The organism is Pseudomonas sp. UYEF17, assembly GCF_040546125.1.
Lineage (GTDB): Bacteria > Pseudomonadota > Gammaproteobacteria > Pseudomonadales > Pseudomonadaceae > Aquipseudomonas > Aquipseudomonas putida_Z.
Window position 1 is genome coordinate 1 of the sequence record NZ_JBEPNE010000006.1, and the last position, 25,208, is coordinate 25,208.

Here is a 25,208-nt window from a genome sequence, read left to right on the forward strand (position 1 = left end):
AAGGGCCGCAACGCGGCCCCAGGATTGATGCGCAACAGTTGAAATTGCTGGGGCTGCTTTGCAGCCCTTTCGCGACACAAGGCCGCTCCCACAGGGGATCACAACAACTTTTAGAACTTGAGCAAGACATTTGCTCCCAAAGGGCCCCGCGTAGCTCCGAAAAGCAATCATGAAATGTGCGTCATTTATGCCTGACGAATCACAGGTCAATGCTACGCTCGCGGAAATACTCAGCACGGATACCTATCATGGAAATGAACTGGCACCAGGCCCTGCAAGAGAGCCTGAGTTGGCTGGCAATCGCCTCGTTCATCACCCTTATCTGCTTCACAGCAGCCGCCACACTGGCTGTACGTTGTACGCGCTGGGGCAGCCAGTTCTGGCAGCTTGCCGGGCCCTATTTCAGTTTCAGGCGCAGTTGGCGGCCGTTACTGGTGTTCGCCCTGCTGCTGGTATTGACGCTATTCTCGGTGCGCCTGAACGTGCTGTTCTCGTTCTGGTACAACGGTTTCTACAGCGCATTGCAAGGCCTTGACCAAGCCGCCTTCTGGTACCTGCTCGGCGTCTTCGCGGTATTGGCCACCATCCATGTGCTGCGTTCGCTGTTCACCTTCTATGTAAGCCAGGCGTTCAGCATCCAGTGGCGGGTCTGGCTGACCGAGCGCCTGACCCACGACTGGATGCACGGCGATGCCTACTACCGTGGCCAGTTCCTGGCCGAGCCGGTGGACAACCCTGACCAGCGTATCGAACTGGACGTCAACGCCTTTGTCAGCAACTCGGTGACCCTCGCCCTGGGCGCGGTCAGCGCGCTGGTTTCGTTGGTGGCGTTCACCGGCATCCTCTGGGGGCTGTCGGCGCCGCTGGCCGTCGCTGGTGTGGAGATTCCCCGAGCGATGGTATTTGCCGTGTACCTGTACGTCATCATCGCCACCTGGATCGCCTTCCGCCTCGGGCGGCCGCTGATCCGCCTGAACTTCCTCAACGAAAAGCTCACCGCCAACTTCCGTTACGCGTTGATGCGCCTGCGCGAGAACGCCGAGAACATCGCTTTCTACCAGGGCGCGCAGGTCGAGCGGGGCACCTTGCTGGGCCGCTTTGGTGCCTTGATCGTGAATGCCTGGGCGCTGGTGTTCCGGAACCTGAAATTCAGTGGTTTCAACCTGGGGGTGAGCCAGGTAGCAGTGGTGTTCCCGTTCATTCTGCAGGCACCGCGCTTCTTCAGCGGGGCGATCAAGCTGGGCGACGTCATGCAGACCTCCCAGGCCTTTGGCCAGGTGCAGGATTCGTTGTCATTCTTCCGCGAGTCGTATGATGCGTTTGCCCAGTACCGGGCTACCCTCGACCGTCTGACCGGCTTCCTCGATGCCAACGAGCAGGCGAGCGCTTTGCCGCGCGTCATCACCGAGGACCAGGAGCATGCCTTGGCGATCAGCCGCCTGCAGGTGCTGCGCCCGGACGGGCATGCCCTTATCGCCGACCTGAACCTTGACCTGCACGCCGGCCAGGCACTGTTGATCAAGGGGCCGTCAGGCAGTGGCAAAACCACGCTGCTGCGAGCGCTGGCAGGCCTCTGGCCGTATGCCGAGGGTGAGGTCAGGCGCCCGCTGGGCCACCAGGCGCTGTTCCTGTCGCAGCGGCCGTACCTGCCGCTGGGCGATCTGCGCGCCGTCATTGCCTACCCGGCGGCCAGCAGGCCTGAGGATGAAACGCGGATGCAGCAGGCCTTGCGCCAGGTCAACCTGGCCCACCTGGCCGAGCGACTGGACGTCAGCTGTGACTGGTCACACATTCTCTCGGTCGGTGAGCAGCAGCGCCTGGCATTTGCCCGGGTGCTGTTCAACCGGCCGCAAGTGGTGTTTCTCGACGAGTCCACTTCGGCCATGGACGAAGGGCTCGAGCATGCCCTGTATTCACTGTTGCGCACGGAAATGCCGGGGGCGTTACTGGTCAGTGTCGGGCACCGCAGCACGCTGGCAGGTTTCCATACCCATCGGCTGGAGGTGGATGGGCATGGCGGCTGGTCGCTACTGGAACAGCAGCCAGCGCTGGCCTAGTGCGGCTTGCCGGTGATCGGGCCTGACCTGAGCAATGCGACCCCGACCAGGGTGCTGCCGGCACACGCTGCGCCAAGCAGGAATGTCGCCTTGAAGCCGACCCCGTCCCACAGCAGCCCGGCCCCCACGCTGGCCACCAGCAGCGCCACGCCGGTCAGCAGGTTGAACAGGCCGAAGGCTGTACCGCGCAGTTCGGCGGGGGCGCTGTCGGCGATCATGGCGGCAAAGATGCCTTGGCTGAAGCCCAGGTGCAGGCCCCAGGCAGCCACCCCCATGGCCAGCCCGGTCCAGCCCGGCAGCAGGGCCAGCAGCAGGTCGGCGGCGACCAGCAGCCCCAGCCCGGTCATCAGCACGCCGCGGCGGCCTACGCGGTCCGACAGCACCCCCGCGGGGTAGGCCGACAGCGAGTAGGCCAGGGCCATGAGCACCAGCACTGCCGGCGCCCACAGCGGCGCCAGGCCCATGTCCTGGGCGCGCAGCAGCAGAAACGCCTCGCTGAAGCGGGCGAGGGTGAACAGCGTGGCCAGGCCGATCAGCCGCCAGTAGGCCGGGCCCAGGCGGGCCAGCTCGTGCAGGGCCAGCGGTGAGCGCACCGGCCGGGTGGTGGCCGGCGTTTCAGGTTCGCGCACGAAGGCGATGAGGATGTACACCGCCACGAACGCCGGGAGCACCGCCACCCAGAACACCGTCTGGAAATGGCTCGCGGTCAGCCACATCAGCACGATCGCCAGCAACGGCCCAAGGAAGGCGCCCACGGTATCCAGCGCCTGGCGCAGGCCAAAGGCTGCACCACGCAGTTCTGCGGGCGTGACGTCGGCCACCAGCGCATCGCGCGGCGCCCCACGAATGCCTTTGCCTACCCGGTCGACGAAGCGTGCTGCGGTCAACCACTCCAGCCCGGAGGCCATGGGGAACACCGGCTTGGTCAACGCACCCAGGCCATAGCCCAGCACCGTGAGCAGCTTGCGCTTGCCCAGCCGGTCGCTGAGGGCACCGGAAAACACCTTGGTGATCGAGGCGGTCGCCTCGGCGATACCTTCGATAAAGCCCACCGCCACTACCGAGGTGCCGAGCACGGTGACCATGTACAGCGGCAGCAGGGCGTGAATCATTTCTGAGGAAATGTCCATGAACATCGACACGAAGCCCAGCGCCCAGACACTGCGAGGGATCTTCGACAGAGACCTGGTGGTGTTCGTGGCGTGGCTTTCTTCGTGGCTGCGCATCAGGAGGCTCGGCAGAGGGGCTACGTTCGAAACTGTAGGAGCCGTCACGCAGGATGCAAATCGGACAGGTGTATGCAAGCAACAGCGCGAATAGCCGGGCTGCGCCGGCAACGCTGTCGTGTCAGCAAAGTTCCGTTACAAACATGTAAACTTCGTAAATAAGATTTAAACTCATTTGCGAATCTCTATATTTACCACCCCTGTTGGCCACCAAACTGTGTTTGCGAGGCCGGTGGGCGAGGGCTCCCGGTTTCCGACAGGGATGTGCCGTTTCGCTCATGAATCGCAGGAGATGTACCCATGCAGTGCAAGACTTCACCCAACAGCCTGGCCCTGGCGTTCGTCGCGCTGGCGTTACCGGCCATGGTGGCCACCGTGGCCCAGGCCGAAGAACAGCGTACGGGTGAGGTGCTGGAGATGCCGGTCGCCGACAACGCGCTGGTGATCCAGGACACCCTGGTCACCGCCGAGCGCGAGGCACGCCAGGCCCTGGGTACGTCGATCATCACCGCCGAAGACATCAAGCGCCATCCGCCGGCCAATGACCTGTCCGACATCATCCGCCGCGAGCCCGGGGTCAACCTGACCGGCAACAGCGCCAGCGGCGCGCGTGGCAACAACCGGCAGATCGACCTGCGCGGCATGGGCCCGGAAAACACCCTGATCCTCATCGACGGCAAGCCATCCAGCGCACGCAATGCCGTGCGCTATGGCTGGAACGGCGACCGCGATACCCGCGGTGAAACCAACTGGGTACCGGCAGAAGCGGTCGAGCGCATCGAGATCCTGCGTGGCCCGGCGGCCGCACGTTACGGTTCCGGCGCCATGGGCGGGGTGGTCAACATCATCACCAAACGGCCCACCGACGAACTCAAGGGCAGCGTCAGCCTGTACACCCAGCTGCCGGAAGACAGTGCCGAGGGCGCCAGCCGCCGGGCCAACTTCAACCTGGGCGGCGGCCTGACCGACAACCTCGGCTTCCGCCTGTACGGCGGCCTGGCCAAGACTGATGCCGACGACCTGGACATCAACGCCGGGCATGCCACCAGTGCGCTGGTGGCGGGTCGCGAAGGCGTACGCAACAAGGACATCAATGGCCTGCTGAGCTGGAAGCTGAACGACGAGCACCGCCTCGAGGCCAGTGCCGGCTACAGCCGCCAGGGCAATATCTTTGCCGGCGACACCATGAACAGCAACGGCGGTGGTGACGTCGAGTTCGTGTCCAGCCTGTACGGCCACGAAACCAATGTGATGCAGCGCAGTACCTACGACCTGACCCACCTGGGCGATTTCACCTGGGGTACCAGCAAGACCGTGCTGGCCTACGAGTACGTGCGCAACTGGCGCCTCAACGAGGGCCTGGCAGGCCGCACCGAAGGTGCCCCCAATGCCGAAGGCGCCGCCATGTCGCGCCTGCGTAACACGCGCCTGAGCAGCGAAGTGAACCTGCCATTCGCCATGGGCAGCACCGAACATGTGCTGACCCTGGGCGGCGAGTACCTGTACGAAGCGCTCAATGACCAGGGCTCGCTGCGCCCGCAAAGCTCGGACCCTTCCGGTAACGGCGAGTTGGTCGGTTTCGACCGCAGCAGCTCGAAGATGACCGCCCGCAGCTATGCGCTGTTCGTCGAGGACAACATCATTGTCGGCGACACCACCATTACCCCGGGCCTGCGTTTCGACCACCACGAAACCTTCGGCGACAACTTCAGCCCCAGCTTGAACCTGTCGCACAAACTGACCGAAGCACTGTCGGTCAAAGGCGGTATCGCGCGCGCCTACAAGACCCCGAACCTGTACCAGTCCAACCCCAACTACCTGCTGTACAGCCGCGGCAATGGTTGCAGCGTGCAGCAGACCAACAACGGTGGCTGCTACCTGCAGGGCAACGCCGACCTCAAGCCCGAGATCAGCGTCAACAAGGAAATCGGCCTGATGTACGACCGTGGTACCTGGCGCACCAGTGCCACGTACTTTCGCAACGACTACAAGAACAAGATCGTCGGTGATACCGATGTGTTGTACACCATCGGCACCGGCAGCCGCGTGACCCAGTGGGACAACGCCGGCAAGGCGCGGGTGGAAGGTATCGAAGGCAACCTGTTCATCGAGCTGACGCCGGCCCTGGACTGGAACACCAACCTGACCTGGATGCTCGACAACGACAACCGCGAGACCGGCGAGCCGCTGTCGGTAATCCCGGAATACACCGTCAACACCACCCTTGACTGGCGCGCCACCGAGAAGCTGTCGTTCCAGGTGGCGGGTACCTACTTCGGCAAGCAGAAGTCGCCGACCTTCAACGAACGCACCCAGCAAGGCTACGACAAGACCGCGCAACAGGACGTGGAAGCCTACGGCCTGGTGGACGTGAGCGCTGGTTACAAGTTCAACGCCAACTACGACGTGCGGGTGGGGGTAAACAACGTGTTCGACAAGCAGATCCTGCGTGGCGGCAACGCCAGTACTTCGGGCGCCAATACCTATAACCAGCCGGGCAGGGCGGTGTTCGCTGCGCTGAACATCAACTTCTGATCCAAGGGGCCGCTGCGCGGCCCATTCGCCGGCAAGCCAGCTCCCACAGGTACCACACAGTATTCGAACCCTGTGCAATCCCTGTGGGAGCTGGCTTGCCGGCGAATGGGCTGCACAGCAGCCCCGGATGCCACCGATCAACGCCAAGGAGCCCCCGATGATCAAAGCCCCCGCCTGGCTGCAGATCCTCTCCCGCAGCTGTGCCGCACTGCTCGGCGGCTATGCCCTCAGCTACGCCGCCAGCGCCTGCCTGGCCCGTATCCTGCCGCTGGCTGCCGCCGATGCGGTCATCGTCGCGACCCTGCCGGCCTTCATCTTCTACACCGCCGCCATCCTCTGGGCCTTCGCCTGCAGTGATGCCCTGCGTGCCTGGGCCCCGCTGGCTGTGGCCGTACCGCTTGCCCTGATCGGCTTCTGGCCGCAGGCACTGGAGTGGCTGGCATGAAGAACACCTTCACCCAATCGATGGCCTGGCTGCACACCTGGGCCGGGCTGATATTCGGCTGGCTGCTGTTCGCCATCTTCGTCACCGGCACCCTGGCGGTATTCGACAAGGAACTCGACCACTGGATGCAACCGGAAATCCCGGTCACCGAGGTACCCCAGGCCGACGCCGCGCGGCGCGCCATTGCCTACCTGCAGGCCCACGAGCCGCAGGCTGGGAACTGGGGCATCAGCCTGCCGAGCGAGCGCTCGCCTGGGTTGCGGGTGTCCACCGGCGAGCGTCGCCATGGCCCCACCGTACAGCTCGACCCGCGTACTGGCGAGGCCATCGAGGTGCGTGACAGTGTTGGTGGGAACTTCTTTTTCCGCTTCCATTTCACCCTCGACCTGCCACGCAACTGGGGCATCTTCGTGGTCGGCGCGCTGGCGCTGGTGATGCTCGCGGCGCTGGTCACCGGTATCGTCATCCACAAGAAGATCTTCAAGGAGTTTTTCACCTTCCGGCCGAACAAGGGCCAGCGCTCTTGGCTGGATTTCCACAACGCCAGCGCGGTGCTGTTGCTGCCGTTCCACCTGATGATCACCTACACCGGCCTGGTGATCTTCATGCTCATCTACATCCCGGCCGGGGTCGATGCGCTGTTCGCCGGCGACAACCGTGCCTACTTCCAGGCCCAGGGCAATGCCCGCCTGGAGCAGCCTCGTGGCCTGGCCAGGCAACCGGCCGCGCTGGTCGATGTCGCGCCATTGCTGGCCCAGGCCGAGGCGCGCCTGGGGCCGATTGGTGGCCTGAATATCCGCAACCCCAACACGGCGGCGGCGCGTATCGAAATACGCCCCGGGCTCGGCAACCGCATTGCCTTGGCCAAAGGCCAGGCCATGGTCTTCGATGGTGTCAGCGGGCAGTTGCTCGGCGACGTCGCCGAATGGCGTGCGGCACCATTGACCCAGCGGGTCATGGCCGGCCTGCATTTCGCCCAGTTTGGCGGCTACCCGATGCGCTGGCTGTATTTTGTCTGCGGGCTGGTCAGTTGCCTGATGATCGCCAGCGGGCTGGTGCTGTTCTGCGTGAAGCGTGGGCGCAAGTACACCAGCGCCGCGGCTTCGGTGCGGCGTTGGTACCGGGTGGCGGAGGTGTGCAACGTGGGCTTCGTCAGTGGCCTGTTGTTGGCTTGCGTGGGGTTGCTGTGGGCCAGCCGTGTGCTGCCGGTGGAACTGGCGCAGCGGGAGAGCTGGGAGGTTCGTGCGTTCTTTGGTGTATGGCTGCTGGCGCTGTTGCATGCCGGTATCAGGCCGGTACGCCGGGCCTGGGTCGAGCAACTGCTGCTGACCGCGTTGCTGTGCATTGGCCTGGGTGCGTTGGGTGGCTTGGGCGACGCCATGCGCCTGGGGGTGGTGGCCTGTGCCTTGGTGTTGGGTGTATTGCTCGGGCTGCTGGCCTGGCGCGTATGGCAGGCGCAGTGGGTGCCGCAGAAGGCCAGGGCAGGGCGGCGGATGGAGGCCGGGGCATGATGATGTGGGTCATGGGCAGCGTGTTGTTCGCCTACGCTGGCATGCTGGGGCTGTGCCAGGGGCTGGAGCGGCATTACAAGCAGGTATGGAACCGCACCTGCCCGCGGGTGCTGCGTGTCGGCTTGCGCGCGGCCGGCTGGCTGGCGTTGCTGGCCAGTCTGGTGCTGTGTGCCCAGGCCTGGGGCTGGGCCATGGGGCCGGTGGCCTGGTTTGCCGTGATGTCGCTGGCGGGGATGGTGCTGGTATTGCTGCTGCCATACTGGCCGCGGCTGGCGGTGGGGTTGGTGGCAGCGGTGCCGGTTTGGGGACTGATGCTGCTGATGATCTGACCAGGCCCCATCGTCGGCGCAGCCGGTGCCAGGTTGTTGCGGTAAAAAGTGCCAAGGCATGTTAAACCTTGCGCCCCGACCCGCTGCGAGAGAAACCCGGTGAAAGCCGTCCGTCTGACCCTGATCTGCCACGCCCTTACCCAGGCCCAGAAGACCGGGCGCCTGCACCGTGCCGACGATGGCATCCTGCCGTTGGGCCAGCAGCCTTTCGCCGACCTTTCCGGTGTGCCGGTGCTGACTGCACCAGAGCGGCGAGCCTGCGAGACGGCGGCGTGGTTTTCGGGGCCGGTGCAGGTCGAGCCGGCCTTGGCCGATTGCGACCTGGGGCGTTGGCAAGGGCTGACGCTGAAGCAATTGCAGGCCGAGCAACCGCAGGCGATGGCCGAATGGTTGCAGGCCCCGGCCAGTGATGTGCACGGCGGTGAGTCGTTCGCCGTGCTTTGCCAGCGCATCGCCGCCTGGTTGGGGGCCTTCGACAGGCCGGGTGAATGGGTGGCGGTTACCCACCCGATGGTCATGCGCGCCGCGCTGGTGCACGTACTTGGCTGCCCGATGAGCGCCAGTCAGCGGGTCGACGTGTTGCCGCTGTCGCGCCTGGAGCTGAGCTTTACCGGGCAGTGGCGCCTGCGCCTGGGCTGAAGGTCAGAACGCCAGCTTGTAGCCGATCAGCAGCAGCATCGCCGCCAGGCACGGACGCAGCACGCGGTCGGAAATCCGCCCGGTGAGGTGGCTGCCCAGGTAGATGCCTGGCAGCGAGCCCAGCAGCAGGTAGCCCAGCAGCGACCAGTCCATGTTGCCCATGCCGGCATGGCCCAGGCCCGCCACCAGGGTAAGTGGCACGGCGTGGGCGATTTCGGTACCGACCAGGCGGCGGGTGACCAGGAACGGGTACAGCAGGAACAGCGCCACGGTACCCAGTGCGCCAGCACCGATGGAAGTGAGGGTGACCATCACCCCCAGCACCACGCCGGTGAGCACGGTAAGGGTGTTCAGGCTGCGGTCGCTGAGGTGGTAGTGATCACCGGCATGGCGGCTGGCGAAGGCCTGCAGGCGTGATTTGAACAGGATGGCCAGCGCGGTCAGGATCAGCACCACCGCCAGGCCTTGCTTGATGACGGCGTTGAGCGCCGAGGTGTCGGTGTGCAGGGTGCTGAGGAACCACAGGGTCAGCGCCGCAGCGGGCACGCTGCCCAGGCTGAGCAGGCCGGTGATCTTCCAGTCGACGTTCTTGTTGCGCGCATGCACCCAGACGCCACTGGCCTTGGTGATGGCGGCGTAGAGCAGGTCGGTGCCGACGGCTGTTGCCGGGCTGATGCCAAACCACAACAGGATCGGGGTCATCAGCGAGCCGCCACCGACGCCGGTCATTCCGACGATGAAACCCACGACCAGGCCCGCAATGGTGAAACCGAAAGAACCTACATCCATACGCTACTCGACTGCCCAACTTTGCCCGTTATCGGATGCAGCCCAGCATATAGATTTTTTTATAGCCAAATAGACTTGTTCGTTATTAGGTTATAACCGAGTCAGGGGCTGCATAGGTTCCCTGTGGAAGCGGGTTTACCCGCGAAGCAGGCGCCGCGGTGGATGGCACGGGCTTCGCCCGTGTTCGCGGGTAAACCCGCTCCCACAGGGGGCGCGCCAGTTTTCAGATTTTTAACAAGGCAGTTGCTCTCATGAGGGCTTGTCAGCGATCAGTCATCACCACCATCACATGTGCATCTGCGCCATCGTCACTTTCCGACAGGTAGATATGCCCCACCTGGCTGTCGAAATACGCCGTCTCCTGCGGCCCGATGCTCACCGCTTCGCCGGTTTCGAACTCGATACGAACGCGCCCGCTCAGCACCAATGCGAACTCTTGCCCGGGGTGCCGGATAAAATCGTCGAACTGGCCGCGTTCACGGGCAATGATGCGGGCATAGGCGGGTGTCATGCGCCGTTCGGGGAAGTCGCCGGCGATCGGGTGGTAGTCATAGGTGCCGGTCGAGTAGCCCGCCGCCGCCGGCAGTGAATCGACCACCACGGTCACCGGTGCCGGTGCCGTGACCGTGCCGCTGGCGCGCAACAGCTGGGCAATGTCGACATTTAGCGCCCGGGCGGCAGCGGCCAGTTTTTCATAGCTGACCGAGACCTGCGCCAGTTCCATCTTCGACAAGGTGGACAGCGGTACGCCGCTGGCTTCGGACAATTGCTTGAGGGTCATCTGGCGCGCCTTGCGCACCTGGCGCAGGCGCTGGCCGACTACGGCACGGTCCAGCAGGGGTAGGGCAGCGGGCATTCGGGGTCTCGGCATACGGCGTTGGTCGGGCATCTTACCTTGGACCCTTGCGTATTCGTAAATTCTCATATATTAGAATTCTCATAAATGATAATTAGCCTGGCAGGAGCGTGCATGACCCCGATCTACGACACCCTGATCATCGGCGCCGGCATTGCCGGTGCATCTCTGGGCTATCGCCTGGCCGGCCAGCAGAAGGTGCTGCTGCTCGAGCGCGAGGCACAGCCTGGCTACCATTCCACCGGGCGTTCGGCAGCCATGTTCATGGAGGCCTACGGCACCCCACAGATCCAGGCGTTGACCCGCGCCAGCCGGGCCTTCTACGAAGCACCACCACAGGGTTTCTGCGAGCACCCGCTGCTGGAACCGCGTGGCTGCCTGTACGTCGCCAGCCTGGAACAGCGCACGCTGCTCGAGCAGACCCATGCGCAGAACCTGGCCAACGGCACCGAGGTCAGCCTGCTCGACCGCGACGCCGCCCTGGCCCTGGTGCCGAGCCTGCGTGGCGAGAACCTCGCCGGCGCGGTGCTCGAGGCGGGGGCCATGGACCTGGACGTACATGCCCTGCACCAGGGCTTCTTGCGTGGCTATCGCGCCGCTGGCGGCGAACTGCGCTGCAACGCCGAGCTTGTCCAGGCCTGGTACCTGGATGACCTGTGGCAGGTGCAGCTGGGCGATGGCAGCCGCGTGCAGGCGCGCCAGCTGGTCAATGCCGCTGGCGCCTGGGCCGACCGTGTGGCCGAGCAGTGCGGCGTGGCGCGTATCGGCCTGCAACCCTGCCGGCGCAGTGCCTTTACCTTCCCCGGCCCGGCAGACCAGGACTTCGCCCGCTGGCCGGCGGTAATCGGCGTAGACGAAAGCTTCTACTTCAAGCCCGACGCCGGCCAGCTGCTGGGTTCGCCGGCCAATGCCGACCCGGTCGAACCCCAGGACGCCGCGCCCGAGGAGCTCGACGTGGCTTTGGGCATCTACAACATCGAGGCCATGACCACCCTGGCGATCCGCCGGCCGAGCCACACCTGGGCCGGGCTGCGCTCGTTCGTCGCCGACGGCGACCTGGTGATCGGTTTCGATGTGCACGCGCCAGCGTTCTTCTGGCTGGCGGCACAAGGTGGCTATGGCATCCAGTCGGCTGCGGGCGCCTCGCGCCTGGCTGCCGACCTGCTGCTGGGCCAGCCCCTGTGTCCTGGCCTTGTCAGCCAGGGGGTGGCGCCCGAGCGCCTGTCCCCGGCCCGTTTCCAGCAATCCTGAAAGGAGCATCCCATGAGCAATGATATCCAGCGTTTCCCCAGCAGCCTGCCGTTCCCGTTCTCCCGTGCGGTGAAAGCCGGCGGCTTCCTGTTCCTGTCCGGCCAGGTGCCGATGAGTGCCGGCGGCGAAGTGGTGCGCGGTGACATCCAGACCCAGACCCGCGCCGCCTGCGAGCGCATCGGCGAAAGCCTGGCGGCCTGCGGCGCGCGTTTCGACCAGGTGGTCAAGGCCACGGTGTGGCTGTCGGACATGAGCCACTTCGCCGGTTTCAACGAGGTGTACAAGGAGTTCTTCGGCGCAGCGCTGCCGGTGCGCTCGACCGTGGCCTCGGCATTGGCGCTGGGGGTGGATGTGGAGATTGAAGTGCAGGCGTTTGTCGGAGATTTTTGACCGAACAAATCGCCCATGTGGGAGCGGCCTTGTGTCGCGAAAGGGGCGCGGAGCGGCCCCAGGATTTCTGCATTGCTGCCCAGATCGCCGGGGGCCGCTCTGCGGCCCTTTCGCGACACAAGGCCGCTCCCACAAAAGCGATGTGGTGGCAGTGAGACAACAACAATAAATCCAGAGGTTCACATGCAAGAGCAGCTGAAGATTGCCGGCGCGTTTGTTGGCGTGATCGTGGGGGCGGGGTTCGCTTCGGGGCGGGAACTGTTGTTGTTCTTTGTCGATTTCGGTGTGTGGGGGCTGGTCGGTGCGCTGGTCAGCGCAGCCTTGTTCACCTTCCTCGGCATGGCCCTGGCGGGGCTGGGCAATCGCCAGCAGGCCACTTCGCACAAGGATGTGATCCAGGCCATCTGCGGCCGTCACCTGGGCCTGTTCGTCGACTGGCTGATCACCTTTTTCATGTTTGCCGTCACCGTGGTCATGCTGGCCGGTGGTGGTGCCTTGCTGGAGCAGCAGTTCGGCATCCCGGCGCTGGCCGGCAGCGTGCTGGTGACGCTGGTGGTGGTGGGCATCGTGTGCCTGGATGTGCGCAAGGTGATCCTCGCCATTGGTGCTATCACGCCGTTGCTGATCCTGGTGGCCTCGGCGATTGCGTTGTACGCCGTGTTCAGCCGGGAGCAGAGCTTCGCCCAGCTCGACCAGCTGGCCAGCCAGCAACAGGCGGGCACCCGTCACTGGCTGCTGGGGGCGTTCCTGTACGTGTCGTACAACATCGTTGCCGGCGCGCCGATCCTGGCCATCCTGGGCGGCTCGGCCAAAGGCGAGAGAACCGCGGTATGGGGTGGGCTGCTCGGTGGTGCGGCACTGGGCGGGCTGATGCTGGTGATGAGTGCCGGGCTGTTGTCGCGCCTGGACAGCGTGGTTGACCTGCCGATGCCGATGCTGTCGATCGCCAACGAAGTATCGCCACTGCTGGGGCTGGTGATGTGCCTGATCATCTTCGGCATGATCGTCAACACCGCGGTGGGTACGTTGTTCTCGTTTCTCTCGCGGCTCATGCCGGCGGGTACGGCGAAGTTTCGCTGGGGCTCGGTGGTGACCGGGGTGGTGGCTTTCGGCTGCAGCCTGGTGGGGTTCATCAGCCTGGTGGGTGAGGTGTACCCGCTGTTCGGCTACCTGGGCTTCGTGCTGATGGCTGCGGTGCTGCTGGCCTGGGTCCGGCGGAGCAAAGTGGTTAAAGCGGCGGTGGCGTAGGGGGCTGCTGCGCAGCCCGATCGCGACACAAGGCCGCTCCCACAAGGATCGCATGGCACCTGTGGGAGCGGCCTTGCGTCGCGATTGGGGCGCAGAGCGCCCCCCTGGGTCATCAGATCCTGAAGCTGCCTACCAGCTGCTTCAGGCGCCCGGCCTGCTGGGCCAGTTGGTCGCAATGGCGCAGGGTCTCGTTGAGGTTCTCCACCCCTTGCTGGTTCAGGGCGTTGATCTGGGTGATGTCCAGGTTGAGGCTCTCGACCACGGCGGTCTGCTCTTCGGTAGCGGTAGCCACCGATTGGTTCATGCCATCGATCTCGCCAATGCGCTGGGTCACGCTGGCCAGGCGCTCGCCGGCCTGGTTGGCCACCTGCACGGTCTGCTCGCTGGAAACCTGGCTGGTGTTCATGGTGTGCACCGCTTCGCGCGAGCCTACCTGCAGGCTGGTGATCATGCGGTGGATTTCTTCCGCCGATTCCTGGGTGCGGTGCGCCAGGTTGCGTACCTCGTCGGCCACCACGGCAAAGCCACGGCCGGCCTCACCGGCACGGGCCGCTTCGATGGCGGCGTTCAGCGCCAGCAGGTTGGTCTGCTGCGAGATGCCCTTGATCACGTCGAGGATCTTGCCGATTTCGTCAGTGCTGGCGTTGAGCGTTTCGATTTGCGCGCAGGACTCGCTGATGCGCTGCGACAGGGCGGTCATGGCGCTGATCGCTTCTTCGACCACTTCACGGCCACCGTGGGCCTGTTCGCTGGCACCGCTGGCATGCTGCGAGGCATCGGCGGCGTTGCGGGCGATTTCCTGGGTGGCGGCACCCAGTTCGTTGATCGCTGCGGCCACGCTGTTGGTGCGCATGCTTTGCTCTTCGGAACCGGTGATCGACGCATTGGAGGCATTGACCACCTTTTCCGACAGGTCGTGCACCAGGCGGGTTGCCGAGGACACTTCGCTGATCGAGGCATGGATGCGCTCGACGAAGCGGTTGAACGAAGTGGCCAGTTCGCCGAACTCGTCCTTGTTCTGCACGGTCAGGCGGCGGGTGAGGTCACCTTCGCCCTCGGCGATGTCGCGCATGGCGCGGCCCATGGTGGTCAGCGGGCTCATCAGCACCGGGATCAGCAGGCCGAGCAGGCCGGCGATGGCCGCCACGGCGATCAGCATGGCGATGATCGCCGAGGTGCGGAACTGGCTGAGCGCGGCGTAGGCCTTGTCCTTGTCGATCGACAGGCCGATGTACCACTGTGCCGAAGGCAGGCCGGCCACCGGGGCGAAGGAGATGATGCGGTCCTGGCCATTGAGGGTGACATCCTGCATGCCGGCGGCGACTTGCAGGTTGCTGCCGGGGTAGATGTCCTTGAGGTTTTTCATCACCTGGTCTTTGTCGGGGCTGACGATCACCTGGCCATTGCTGTCGGCCAGGAAGGCGTGGCCGATGCCGCCGAAATCGACCGAGTTGATGATCTCGACCAGGGTGTCGAGGGTGACGTCACCGCCGACCACACCGATCAGCTCGCCATTGCCCTTGCTTTTCACCGGCGTGGCGATGGTGACCATCAGGCCGCCGACAGCACCCTGGTACGGGGCAGTCAGCACGGTCTGCCCGGCGCTGGCCGCGGCGCCGTACCAAGGGCGCTGACGTGGGTCGTAACCGGCCGGCATCTGCGTATCGGGGCGCTGGGTGAACACACCGTTGGCCTGGCCCAGGTAGGTGAACAGGAAATTGCGCGTATAGGACGGCTGCTCGATCAGCCCGGCCAGGGTGTCGCCGGCACCTTGCTGGGCGATGTCCTGGGCCAGGTTTTCCAGGACCAGGATGCGCCCGCTCATCCAGTTCTGCACGCTGCTGGCGGTCAGTGCGCCGGACTGCTGCACCGAAGCTTCGATGTTCTGGCGAATGGTGTTGCGTTGCAGGTAGTCGTTGTAGAGCGTGAACAGGGCAAATGCCAGGACTACGACGCCGCAGGCGCTGAGCAGGATCTTGTGGCGAAATTTCAGGTTCATGTTTCGAGACCTTGGGCCAATGAGGGGAGGGCGCAGCACGCTCATGACGCATTGCGCAACCTATCGTTCGGGATATCGGCTCAAGGGGTAAAAGATTGAAGTGCTTACAGAAATTTCTTACGGTCATTTCGACGGACGGCATTCACTGGCTACACAACTGCTCGATCAACAGGCGTGCAGCCTGCTGCAACGGTTGTTGCTTGCGCCAGAAGATGTGTACCGGCAACTGCAGCTCGTTGCGGGTGTTGCGAAAATCCAGGCGCACCAGGCGCCCGCTGGCCAGCAGTGGCGCGACCCGCGACAGCGGCAGGTCGCCCCAGCCCAGGCCGGCCTCCACCATCTGCAGGGCGAGGTCGAAGCTGTCGGTTGACCAGTGCGTGGCGCCTATCAACGGGCGTGGGTCGGCCAGCGGCAGGTCACGGCTGCGCACCAGGATCTGGCGCACCCGTGTCAGGTCTTCGAGGTAGTGGATACGCCCCTCGCGCAGGGCCGGGTGGGCGGGCGACAGGGTGGCCACCAGCGACTCCATGCCGATGTGCTGGAAGCCGCGCCGGGCATCTACCTGCAGCCCGGCAAAGGCCACGCAGAGGTCGGCGCGGCCGCTGTCCAGCAGGTGCACGGCCTCTTCCTGCGGGGCGCTGAGCAAGGCGATGTCCAGCAGCGGGTGCCGCTCACCCAGGCGAGCGATGGCCGTCAGCAGCGGGCGGTGGTCGATGTCCGGCACCACCGCCAGGGTCAGGCTGCTCTCCAGCCCCTGGGACAGCTCCAGGGCATGCACCTGCAGCAGCCCCAGCTGCTCGGCGATCAGCCGGGCATGGGGTTCCAGCGCCATGGCCTGGGCGGTCGGGCGGACTTCCCGCGGGCCGCGCTCGAACAGGGTGTAGCCCAGTTCGGCCTCGAGGTTGCCGATGGCCATGCTCACGGCCGAAGGCACCCGCTGCAGGGCGCGCGCGGCGGCGGAAAACGAACCGCGGTCGAGCACGGCGAGAAACAGCTGGATATTGTCGCTGGAAAAGTTCATGGCAGCCTCCTGTCAGTAGATCTGACAGCTGCTGACTTTTGCTGTCAAGCATGATGAAGCATGATCGCGCCCCATCGCTTTTGTCATTGGAGGTAACCCCGGGTGCAGGGACTCAAACGCAAACTGGTCTACGTGACTTTCTATGAACTAATCGGGCTGTGCATGTCGACCCTCGGACTGGCCTACCTGTCGGACACCCAAGCGTCGCATACCGGGCCTCTGGCGGTGATGATCACCACCATCGCCATGCTCTGGAACCTGATCTACAACACCCTGTTCGAGTGGTGGGAAAGCCGCCAGGCCAAGCGCGGGCGCAGCGTGGCACGGCGGGTGGTGCATGCCATCGGCTTCCAGCTGACCCTGGTGGTGTACCTGATCCCGCTGATTGCCTGGTGGCTGGACATGACATTGCTGGAGGCGCTGCTGGTGGACATGGCGTTCATCGTGCTGGTGCCGTGCTACACCTTTGCCTACAACTGGGCGTTCGATCGGATCTTTGGCTTGCCCAGTTCGGCCTTAGCAGCAGCCTGATTCAACCTGTTCCGGCCTCTTCGCAGCACAAGGCTGCTCCTACAGCGACCGCACAATCTTCAGGCGGGTGCGGTCCCTGTAGGAGCAGCCTTGTGCTGCGAAGAGGTCGGAACAGTCAACCACTAAGGCGGCAGGCGTATGATCAAAGGCTCCTGTTGCTGCTTCACCTGCTGCTCGACCGGTTGTTCCGCCGGCCGCGGCGCACTGGCCAGCAAGCTGTCCTCGACCTGCCCCGACAGGTAGTACACCCCCGACATGGCCCCGCTCTGGCGGTTCTCCATCAGCTCCTGCCATTCCTGGTTCAGCGCCACGTTGAGGATCACCCGCAACTGCTCGACCATCTGCGGGTGTTCGCGGTCATGGGTCATCATCCCGTAACCGGCCGCCGCAATCGAAATCATCGCCCCCGCCACCTTGCCCACCGCCGACGCCACGGCACTGGCGATGCCGCGCGGGGCAAGGGTGGCACCGAGCTTTTCGCTGGCCTGGTTGGCCACCGAGTTCAGCCCGACATCGGTCTTGCCGGGGCCTTTGCTGGCCTGCTGGTGCAGGTGCTGGCGCATGGCTTGCCAGGCCGGTTGCTGGGCCAGCGACTTGGCCCGTAGCAGTTGGTACAGGCTGGCATTGCGCGCATCCGGCGGCCCCAGGGCGATTGCGGGAATGCGGTTGAGGCGCTGGCTGAACTGCTCGGGGGGCGCGTTGTAGCGGCTGATGATGGCCGGCAGCTGCTGGCCGAGCAGTTGCAGGTACAGCTCGCTGGCACGGTCGCGGATGCCTTCGGGGTTGATCTGCTCCGCCACCGGTTCGATCACCCGCTTGTGGTACTGCTCCTGCAGGTACAGCGCCAGGCGCTTTTCCGCCGGCTCCCGGCCTTCACCACTGTCGATCTTGTACCAGGCCACCTTGAGGGTCAGCCACTGCTGGGTCCAGTAGCCGGTGAACCAGGGGATGAAGTCGCTTTCGGTGCGCTGCTGCACCTGTTCTTTCCACACTCGCATGGAGCGCCGGGCATAGTCGTTGGCCGAGCTGGCGGCGCCGACCGAGGCTTCGATCAGTTCCTGGTCGATGCGTTGCCAGGCGGCGGGGGTGAGCACCACCGGTGGTGGCGGGACAGGTGGCGGCTTGCCTGCGCAGCCGGCCAGGGCCAGCAGCAGGCACAGCAGCAGGAGGACTCGAGTGCTCACGCAACCGCCTCCCTGATAGAGGCTGGGGTGGTTCTCGGAGTATAGGGCGGGGAGTGAAGGGCTGCCGTGCAGCCCATCAGCCATCGCCCGGCCAACGCGATCCATGTAGGAGCGGCCTTGTGTCGCGAAAGGGCCGCAAAGCGGCCCCGGCAATTTCTGCTGCACAGCTGAAATCCTGGGGCCGCTTCGCGCCCCATCGCGACACAAGGCCGCTCCTACAAGGGGGGCGTCAGCTTGAATCGGTCATTCCAGGTCGAGCTTTTCTTCCAGGCGGTCGAGATGCTGGTGCATCAGCCCCAGCGCTGCCTCGGCATCGCCGTGCTCCACGGCATCGATGATCGCCGCATGTTCCTGCCACGCGCAGTGGTCGCAGCATGGCGACTCGTAGCGGGCGATGATCAGCGAGGTCATCGGCACCAGGCCGTTGAGGAACCGTGCCAGTGGCGCATTGGCGGCCACCTGCGCCAGTTTCAGGTGAAACTCGCCGCCCAGGCGGATCGCCGCACAACGCTCGCCGTTCTCATGGTGCTGGCGCTCGCGCTCCACCAGTTGTCGCAGCTGGCGAATCTGTACCGGCCGGGCGCGTTGCGCGGCCAGGGTGATCAGCGTGGTTTCGGCCAGGCGCCGGGCGCTGAGCACCTGGCGGGCCTGCTCCGGGTCGGGCGCGGCCAGATGCGCAGTGTGGCTGGGGCGCTGCACCACCACCTGCTGGTCGGACAGGCGCCCGAGCACGCGGCGGATCACTGTACGGCTGACGCCAAAGGCATGGCCCAGCGCCTGTTCGGGCAACAGGCTGCCAGGTGGCAGGCGCTGTTCGAGAATGGCATCGAACAGCCGCGGGTAGATCTGCTCGGCCGACAGGCGGGTTTCGCCGGCCGCGAGCAGGGCCGGCAAGTGAGGGGCGGCGTTCATGGTCGCTCTCCTGGGGTCATGGATGCGGGTGTTCGTCCGGGATGTTCAACGGGATGCCCATGCGCAACCCTTCGGCCAGGATGTGCTGGCGCATCTGGGCACTGGCCTGGGCGCTGCTGCGCTCACGTATGGCGCGCACCACCGCTTCGTTTTCCTTCAGCCGCGCGGCCAGGTGCTCTGGCGAATTGCGCAGCATGTCGGCGCTCTGCTTGAGGGCATTGCCGGTCTGTTGCACCACGCTCTGGAAGATCGGGTTGGTGGTCAGGGCGAACAGCGCTTCATGGAAAGCGATGTAGGCCCTGACGCCGGCTTCGCTGTCATCGGCCTCCAGCGCTTCACGCATGTCCATCAGGGTCAGGCGCAGCTGGCCGATGTCCTGGCTGTTGGCCGACTGCGCCACCAGGCCGACGATGAAAGGCTCAAGGGTGTAGCGCAGCTCCAGCACGTCGGCCAGGCTGGCTGCGGCGCTGGTGTCCACGCCCGGTTCCTGGGCGGCGGCATCGGCATCCAGCACCAGCACGCCCTTGCCCGGCAGCGAACGCACCAGGCCCAGGGTTTCCAGCACGGTCACCGCTTCGCGCAGGCTGGGGCGGCTGATACCCAGTTGTTCGGCCAGCTCGCGCTGGCCTGGCAGCATGTCGCCGGTACGCCATTGGCCTCGGGCGAGGGCCTGGCGCAGTTTTTCCACCACTGAGTTGACGACGGTAGATGAGCTGATCACGGTTCGCTCCTGGAAGGGCCGGCATCAGTGCCGGCCACGTTCGCTCAGAATTCCTGTTGATGGGGGGTGGGCTGCTTGCGTGGCGTGGGGGCGAAGCCGGGTTTGCCGTCGAGCACGTTGTGCGCGCGTTCCAGGTCGATGTCCTTCTCCCAGCGGGCGATGGCCACGGTGGCCACGCAGTTGCCGATCAGGTTGGTCAGCGCCCGGCCGATGCCCATGAACCAGTCCACCGCCAGTACCAGTACCAGGCCGACCACCGGGATCGCCGGCACGGCGGTCAGGGTAGCGGCAAGGATCACCAGCGCCGAGCCTGGGATGCCGTGAGCGCCCTTGGAAGTCACCAGCGACACCAGCAGGATGGTCAGCAGGTCGGTCATTGCCAGTGGCGTGCCGGTGGCGTTGGCAATGAACACGATGGCCAGGGTCAGGTAGATGGAGAAACCATCGAGGTTGAACGAATAGCCGGTGGGGATCACCAGGCCGACGGTGGAGCTGCCGATGCCCAGGTGCTCGAGCTTGCGCATGATCTGTGGCAGTACGGCATCGGACGAGGCGGTGCCCAGCACGATGGTCAGCTCTTCACGCAGGTACTTGATCAGTGGCAGCAGCTTCAGGCCCGACAGGCGCATGACCGTGCCCAGCACGATCAGTACGAAGCCGGCACAGGTCAGGTAGAACAGCGCCACCAGCCCGCCCAGGTGTTGCAGCGATTCCAGGCCGTACTTGCTGGTGGTGAAGGCGATGGCACCGAACACGCCGATCGGTGCCAGGCGCACGATCATGCCCATGATGCGGAAGATCACGTGGCTCAGTTCGTTGATCAGCCGCGAGATGCCGGCTGCCGAGTCACCTACCAGGTTCAGCGCGCTACCGAACAGTACCGAGAACAGCAGCACCTGGAGGATGTTGTTGTCGGCGAAGGCGCCGATCACCGAGGTGGGGATCAGGTCCATGAAGAATGCCGTGGCACCGTGGATGTGCTGGCCGCGCTCGGCCAGGCTGCTGGCGTCGGCGCTGGACAGTTGGTCCAGGTGGATGTTGGCGCCGCTGCCGATGCCGCTGGTGAAGGCGAACACCAGGCCGATCACCAGCGCCAGGGTGGTCAGCACTTCGAAGTAGATCACCGACTTCAGGCCGATGCGCCCGACCTTTTTCAGGTCGCCGGCGCCCGAGATACCGCTGACCACCACGCAGAACACGATCAGGCCGATGAGCATCTTGATCAGCTTGATGAAGCCGTCGCCAAGGGGTTTGAGTTGCAGGGAAAGGTCGGGGAAGCTGAGACCGCAGGCGATGCCGAGGGCAAGGCCGAGCACGACTTGAAGGAAGATCGAACGCGAGCACCATTTGAGCATGGGAGGGATCTCTGATCGGTGTCCTTGCTTCGGTAGCCGCACGGGGCGAAAGAGCGCAGGACTTAATTATTGTGGTCTTACCGGTTTGTTCAGCGCGAAGCCATGAAAGCGCGAAAAATCCGACATTGCAAGGATTTTTGGCCTTACCGGTCTGACCAGTTGTGGGGCAATCCAGCCTGCCTCGCTCTAATTCGGTGCGTCTGGTTGATCGGGCCGCAGTGCGGCCGTTCGCAGGTGAATCGCAGCGGCGAACCGCGTGCGCACATGAATCAGATCAGGCTTTGGCCAGTGCCTCGGGCACCGTTGCAATCAGCTTGCCAAGCGCCATGCCGAGATAGCGCGTCAGCGAGCCATTGGCTTGACCTCGGCCAGCACCGGGTGCGCGACCAGCTTGTCGATGTGCAGGGTGTCGTCGTTCATCCAGCTTTCGCTGAGCAGCCGGTAGTGCTCCATGTCGCGGCAGCGCAGGCGCAGGCTGTAGTCGAAGTGGCCGCTGATCAGCTGGCACTCGTGCACTTCCGGGCAGTTGCGCAGGGTGGCTTCGAAGGCCTTCTGCGCGGCCCGCCCGCTTTGGTTGGACAGGGCGACCAGCACCAGCAGCGACACCCCGGGCGCCACCTTCTGCAGGTCGATGATCGCCCCGTAGCCGCGGATCACGCCACGGCGCTCCAGCTTGCGTACGCGCTCCAGGCAGGGGCGGGGGGTGAGGTGGACGAGGCTGGAGAGCTTCTCGAAGGTGATGCGGCCGTCATGGCGCAGGATGTCGATGATCGCTTCGTCGATGCGGTCGAGGGGGTGGGCGTTGGCGTCCTTGGTGTCCATGCGCTTGGGCTTCGTTCGGAAGAGGGCATGGGACAGGTTAGGCGGTAAAGGGGGCCGCTGCGCGGCCCATCGCGACACAAGGCCGCTCCTACAAGGGATACGCGGTCCTCGTGTAGGAGCGGCCTTGTGTCGCGATGGGCTGCGCAGCAGCCCCAGGATCTATCAGGCGCAGACAGAACCAGCCTTGGGCACCGCCCGCAACTCCACCACCCGCGGCTGCAACAACCCATACAAATCCTTCGGATCTTCCAGCACCGGCACCAGCCCGATATCCGTGCCGATACCCAGCGCCTGCGCCGTATCCAGCACATAGCGCAAGGCCGAATAATCCTCCAGGGCAAACCCCACCGAGTCGAACAGCGTCACCTGTTCGGCGCGCTCACGCCCCTTGGCTTCCCCGGCAACCACACGCCAGAATTCGGTCACTGGCGAGTCCGCCGGCATCTGCTGGATCTCGCCTTCCACCCGGCTCTGCGGTTCGTATTCGACGATCACCCGGGCCCGCTCGACAATCGCCCGGTGCAGCTCGGTCTTGCCCGGGCAGTCACCGCCCACGGCGTTCAGGTGCATGCCCGGCTCGATCATCTCCGGGGTGAGAATGGTGGCGCAGGCCTTGTCGGCGGTCACCGTGGTGACGATATCGGCCCCGCGTACCGCTTCGGCCACGGAGCTGGCGATGCTCAGCTTGAGGCCGGGTCGGTTGGCCAGGTTGGCGACCAATTTGGCCGAGGCGGCCGGGTCGATGTCATACAGGCGGATTTCATCGATGCCCAGCAGGGCATTGAAGGCGATGGCCTGGAACTCGCTTTGCGAGCCATTGCCGATCAACGCCATGCTGCGGCTGTCTTCGCGCGCCAGGTAGCGGGCGGCCAGGGCCGAGGTGGCCGCAGTGCGGATGGCGGTGGTCAGGGTCATTTCGCTGAGCAGCAACGGTGCACCGGTATCGACGCTCGCCAGGGCGCCGAAGGCCATCACCGTGGGCAGGCCATGGCGAGTGTTCTTCGGATGGCCGTTGACGTACTTGAAGGCGTAGCGGCTGGCGTCCGAGATTGGCATCAGCTCGATCACGCCGTCCGCTGAATGGTTGGCCACCCGGGCACACTTTTCGAAGACGGGCCAGCGCAGGTGGTCCTGGCGGATGTACTCGGCCATTTCCAGCAGGCACGTGGGCAGGCCTTTGCGATTGACCAGGCGGGCCAGGTCTTGCACATCGATATAGCGGGTCATGAGGGGTCTCCCTGCGGTCGACGCTTCCAGAGTGGGCTCTGGTTTCATTGTGCGGCGGGTGGGGAGGTAAAGCTGGCTGTAATGGGCTGTGGCGGCAGCGGCTTTGGCTGATTTCGCTGCGCTGGCAGCCGAATCGGCTGCAACGGTGGGCGATGCTTTCCAGTGTAGGAGCGGCCTTGTGTCGCGATTGGGCCGCAAAGCGGCCCCAGGGAATCAAGCATCACTGCTCACGCAACCGCTTGTACAGCGTGGTGCGGCTGATCCCAAGCCCGCGCGCCACCGCCGACAGGTTGCCGTTGGCTTGCTCCACCAGCGCGTGCAGGTCCGCTTCCTCAGTGGCAAGCAGCACGGGGGCCTGCAATTCGGCCAGAAATCCTGCAGGCAGGTGCTCGACGCCAACCGGCCCATTACCCGCCAAGGCCAGCGCCACCTGCAGCACACTCACCAGTTCACGCATATTCCCCGGCCAGGGGTGCCGATCGAGCAACTCGATAATGGCCGCAGGCAGCCGCGCAGGCTGCCCGGGGTCGCGGTAGCGCGCATGCACCTGCTCGATCAGCTGTCGGCGATCACTGCGCTCGCGCAGCGGCGGCAACACCACCGCCAGCCCGGCGATGCGGTAATACAAGTCCTGGCGAAAGCGCCCGGCGCGCACTTCTTCGGCCAGGTCGCGGTTGCTCGCCGACACCACGCGGATATCCACCGCCACCGGTTCGCCGCTGCCCAATGGCTGGATACTGCGCGTCTGCAGCACGCGCAGCAGGCGGGCCTGGGTGGGCAACGGCATGTCGCCGATTTCGTCGAGGAACAGGATGCCGTGGTGGGCCTTGCGGATCAGCCCCGGGTTGCCCTTCTGGTGGGCACCGGTGAACGCGCCCTTGTCGTAGCCGAACAGTTCCGACTCCACCAGCTCGGCCGGGATCGCCGCGCAGTTGACGGCGATCAGCGGCTGGCTGGCGCGGCTGCTGGCCCGATGCAGGGTATCGACGAATACCTCCTTGCCTACGCCGGTTTCCCCCTGCACCAGCACCGGAATGTCCTTTTCCAGCAGCAGGCCGGCCTGCGCCAGGGCCTTCTCCAGGCGTGGCTCGGCGCTGCTGGCGGCGGGGCGGCCGGGGGCCTCGCGCGGCGGCTGCCACTGGCAATGAAAGCGGTTGCGCCCGGTGGCTTGCAGGGCGAAGGGCTGTTGCCGGGGATGGCTGAGCAGCTGTTGCAGGGGCAACTGGAACAGTTGCGCGATGTTCTGCTGCCGTGGGTTGCCCCCGAGCAGGGTGTCGGCCCGGTGATTGGCGGCCAGCACCTGCCCGTGCTCATCGAACACCAGCAGGCCGGCCCAGGGGCTGTCGAGGTTGTCGGAGGCGCTGTTGAAGATCAGTTGCGCGTGCTGGTCGGCATGCTTGGCGAGGATCAGGCGGTTCTCCAGGCTCTGGCCCATCATGCGCACCAGGCCCAGGGTCTGACTGGCGGGCAGGTAGCCGTCGCTGGCCACATCGAGCACCCCGACCAGCTGCCGCTCGGCGTCGAACAGCGGCGCGGCGGCGCTGGACATATAGCGGTTCTGGCGCAGGAAGTGCTCGTCCTGGCCCACGTGAATCGCCTCGGCGCAGACCAGCGCGGTGCCCAGCGCATTGGTGCCGACACCGCGCTCGTGCCAGTGGGCACCGGCGCTGAAACCATGCTGCTGGCGCGGCTCGATGAACCGCCGCGAGCCCCAGCTGTCGAGCAGGCAGCCACTGGCATCGGCCAGCATCACCAGGTAGCTGGCATTGCCCAGCAGGTGCGCATATTGCGGCAGCACCGCTTCGCGGGTCAGGTGCAGCAGGGCCTGGCGCTGCTCCAGCAGGGCGTTCAGCTCGGCGCGGGTCAGGCAGTCGAAGTCCGGGGCGTGCTGGGGTTGCAGGCCGTGGTCGCGGCAGCGGGCCCAGGAGGCCTGGATCAGTTGGGCATGGGGCGAAGCGGATGCGGCCATGGGCCTGTCCTGTGTGATTGTTGTCATGGGGCCGACCGCTGTTCAGTGTCGTGCACGGTTGTTCAATGTCAAACCGGCAAGTGTTCAGTTGTTCAGTGCTTGTGTTCACTTGTGAACCTGCGATTGGCCGGTGTGGCCAGCAAGGCCCCGGGCCAGACGCTCGCGGCGCAACTGGCACGAAACTGGCTGTG

At 65.1% G+C, this 25,208-nt stretch carries 22 protein-coding genes and 1 pseudogene; 10 read left to right on the forward strand and 13 right to left on the reverse strand.

The window, feature by feature from the left end:
• Nucleotides 1-248: 248 nt before the first annotated feature.
• Nucleotides 249-2,057 carry an ABC transporter ATP-binding protein/permease gene (locus tag ABIB24_RS11665; RefSeq protein ID WP_137163444.1) on the forward strand — a complete coding sequence of 603 codons (1,809 nt, stop codon included), beginning with the start codon at nt 249-251 and terminating at the stop codon, nt 2,055-2,057.
• On the opposite strand, the gene ABIB24_RS11670 is transcribed toward ABIB24_RS11665, so the two are convergent.
• Nucleotides 2,054-3,283 carry an MFS transporter gene (locus ABIB24_RS11670; RefSeq protein WP_354316471.1) on the reverse strand — a complete coding sequence of 410 codons (1,230 nt, stop codon included), beginning with the start codon at nt 3,281-3,283 and terminating at the stop codon, nt 2,054-2,056. The two genes, ABIB24_RS11665 and ABIB24_RS11670, sit on opposite strands and share 4 nt — an antisense overlap.
• Before the next feature lie 300 nt (nt 3,284-3,583).
• Between ABIB24_RS11670 and ABIB24_RS11675 the strand changes: the two genes are divergently transcribed.
• The 5 genes from ABIB24_RS11675 to ABIB24_RS11695 all read left to right on the forward strand — a co-directional run bounded on the left by ABIB24_RS11675 (nt 3,584) and on the right by ABIB24_RS11695 (nt 8,742).
• Nucleotides 3,584-5,818, forward strand: a complete 2,235-nt coding sequence (locus ABIB24_RS11675; RefSeq protein WP_354316472.1) for a TonB-dependent siderophore receptor — start codon at nt 3,584-3,586, stop codon at nt 5,816-5,818.
• Between the two features lie 157 nt (nt 5,819-5,975).
• A complete protein-coding gene (locus tag ABIB24_RS11680; protein ID WP_075044517.1) occupies nt 5,976-6,263 on the forward strand; it encodes an iron transporter in 288 nt (95 codons plus the stop codon).
• The gene (locus tag ABIB24_RS11685) at nt 6,260-7,774 is read left to right on the forward strand and encodes a PepSY-associated TM helix domain-containing protein (RefSeq protein ID WP_354316473.1); all 1,515 of its coding nucleotides are present in this window, start codon (nt 6,260-6,262) and stop codon (nt 7,772-7,774) included. The genes ABIB24_RS11680 and ABIB24_RS11685 overlap by 4 nt, the downstream gene beginning before the upstream one ends.
• Nucleotides 7,771-8,103 (forward strand): DUF3325 domain-containing protein, encoded by a 333-nt coding sequence (locus ABIB24_RS11690; RefSeq protein ID WP_085706514.1) that lies wholly within the window; start codon nt 7,771-7,773, stop codon nt 8,101-8,103. Before ABIB24_RS11685 ends, ABIB24_RS11690 begins: the two co-directional genes overlap by 4 nt.
• A gap of 99 nt (nt 8,104-8,202) precedes the next feature.
• On the forward strand, nt 8,203-8,742 hold the full coding sequence (locus ABIB24_RS11695) for a histidine phosphatase family protein (RefSeq protein ID WP_274078724.1): 540 nt from the start codon (nt 8,203-8,205) through the stop codon (nt 8,740-8,742).
• 3 nt (nt 8,743-8,745) lie between these two features.
• Here the strand turns inward: ABIB24_RS11695 and ABIB24_RS11700 are convergent, their stop codons facing one another.
• Nucleotides 8,746-9,531, reverse strand: coding sequence for a sulfite exporter TauE/SafE family protein (locus ABIB24_RS11700; RefSeq protein WP_013971855.1), 786 nt, complete (start codon nt 9,529-9,531; stop codon nt 8,746-8,748).
• Between the two features lie 262 nt (nt 9,532-9,793).
• Entirely contained in the window at nt 9,794-10,387 is a 594-nt protein-coding gene (locus ABIB24_RS11705; protein WP_075044520.1) for a helix-turn-helix domain-containing protein, read from the reverse strand.
• 114 nt (nt 10,388-10,501) lie between these two features.
• Between ABIB24_RS11705 and ABIB24_RS11710 the strand changes: the two genes are divergently transcribed.
• From ABIB24_RS11710 to ABIB24_RS11720, 3 genes are all read left to right on the forward strand, one after another.
• The gene (locus ABIB24_RS11710) at nt 10,502-11,638 is read left to right on the forward strand and encodes an NAD(P)/FAD-dependent oxidoreductase (protein WP_025338400.1); all 1,137 of its coding nucleotides are present in this window, start codon (nt 10,502-10,504) and stop codon (nt 11,636-11,638) included.
• 12 nt (nt 11,639-11,650) lie between these two features.
• A complete protein-coding gene (locus ABIB24_RS11715) occupies nt 11,651-12,028 on the forward strand; it encodes a RidA family protein (protein WP_085663135.1) in 378 nt (125 codons plus the stop codon).
• A gap of 183 nt (nt 12,029-12,211) precedes the next feature.
• Nucleotides 12,212-13,276 (forward strand): YkvI family membrane protein, encoded by a 1,065-nt coding sequence (locus ABIB24_RS11720; RefSeq protein ID WP_274078725.1) that lies wholly within the window; start codon nt 12,212-12,214, stop codon nt 13,274-13,276.
• Between the two features lie 112 nt (nt 13,277-13,388).
• Here the strand turns inward: ABIB24_RS11720 and ABIB24_RS26830 are convergent, their stop codons facing one another.
• The 3 genes and pseudogenes from ABIB24_RS26830 to ABIB24_RS11730 all read right to left on the reverse strand — a co-directional run bounded on the left by ABIB24_RS26830 (nt 13,389) and on the right by ABIB24_RS11730 (nt 16,296).
• Nucleotides 13,389-14,129: a methyl-accepting chemotaxis protein gene (locus tag ABIB24_RS26830; RefSeq protein WP_370290711.1), complete on the reverse strand. Its 741-nt coding sequence runs from the start codon at nt 14,127-14,129 to the stop codon at nt 13,389-13,391.
• A gap of 114 nt (nt 14,130-14,243) precedes the next feature.
• A pseudogene (mcpA, locus tag ABIB24_RS26835) lies at nt 14,244-15,320 on the reverse strand (methyl-accepting chemotaxis protein McpA); the annotation flags it as partial.
• A gap of 97 nt (nt 15,321-15,417) precedes the next feature.
• Entirely contained in the window at nt 15,418-16,296 is an 879-nt protein-coding gene (locus ABIB24_RS11730) for a LysR family transcriptional regulator (protein ID WP_137163450.1), read from the reverse strand.
• A 102-nt stretch (nt 16,297-16,398) separates the two neighbouring features.
• Between ABIB24_RS11730 and ABIB24_RS11735 the strand changes: the two genes are divergently transcribed.
• Complete coding sequence (locus ABIB24_RS11735) at nt 16,399-16,827, forward strand: PACE efflux transporter (protein ID WP_137163451.1); 429 nt, start codon at nt 16,399-16,401, stop codon at nt 16,825-16,827.
• A 122-nt stretch (nt 16,828-16,949) separates the two neighbouring features.
• On the opposite strand, the gene ABIB24_RS11740 is transcribed toward ABIB24_RS11735, so the two are convergent.
• The 7 genes from ABIB24_RS11740 to ABIB24_RS11770 form a co-directional block, all read right to left on the reverse strand.
• On the reverse strand, nt 16,950-18,011 hold the full coding sequence (locus ABIB24_RS11740) for a hypothetical protein (protein WP_025338406.1): 1,062 nt from the start codon (nt 18,009-18,011) through the stop codon (nt 16,950-16,952).
• A gap of 243 nt (nt 18,012-18,254) precedes the next feature.
• Nucleotides 18,255-18,923 carry a GntR family transcriptional regulator gene (locus ABIB24_RS11745; RefSeq protein WP_137163452.1) on the reverse strand — a complete coding sequence of 223 codons (669 nt, stop codon included), beginning with the start codon at nt 18,921-18,923 and terminating at the stop codon, nt 18,255-18,257.
• Between the two features lie 16 nt (nt 18,924-18,939).
• Complete coding sequence (locus ABIB24_RS11750; protein ID WP_025338408.1) at nt 18,940-19,644, reverse strand: FadR/GntR family transcriptional regulator; 705 nt, start codon at nt 19,642-19,644, stop codon at nt 18,940-18,942.
• A 44-nt stretch (nt 19,645-19,688) separates the two neighbouring features.
• The gene (locus ABIB24_RS11755; RefSeq protein WP_108480307.1) at nt 19,689-20,999 is read right to left on the reverse strand and encodes a C4-dicarboxylate transporter DctA; all 1,311 of its coding nucleotides are present in this window, start codon (nt 20,997-20,999) and stop codon (nt 19,689-19,691) included.
• A gap of 342 nt (nt 21,000-21,341) precedes the next feature.
• Nucleotides 21,342-21,821 (reverse strand): Lrp/AsnC family transcriptional regulator, encoded by a 480-nt coding sequence (locus tag ABIB24_RS11760; protein WP_025338409.1) that lies wholly within the window; start codon nt 21,819-21,821, stop codon nt 21,342-21,344.
• 162 nt (nt 21,822-21,983) lie between these two features.
• Nucleotides 21,984-23,048 (reverse strand): ornithine cyclodeaminase, encoded by a 1,065-nt coding sequence (gene ocd, locus ABIB24_RS11765; RefSeq protein WP_289515200.1) that lies wholly within the window; start codon nt 23,046-23,048, stop codon nt 21,984-21,986.
• Nucleotides 23,049-23,268: 220 nt separating this feature from the next.
• A complete protein-coding gene (locus ABIB24_RS11770; protein ID WP_354316475.1) occupies nt 23,269-25,017 on the reverse strand; it encodes a sigma-54-dependent Fis family transcriptional regulator in 1,749 nt (582 codons plus the stop codon).
• Between the last annotated feature and the right edge of the window lie 191 nt (nt 25,018-25,208).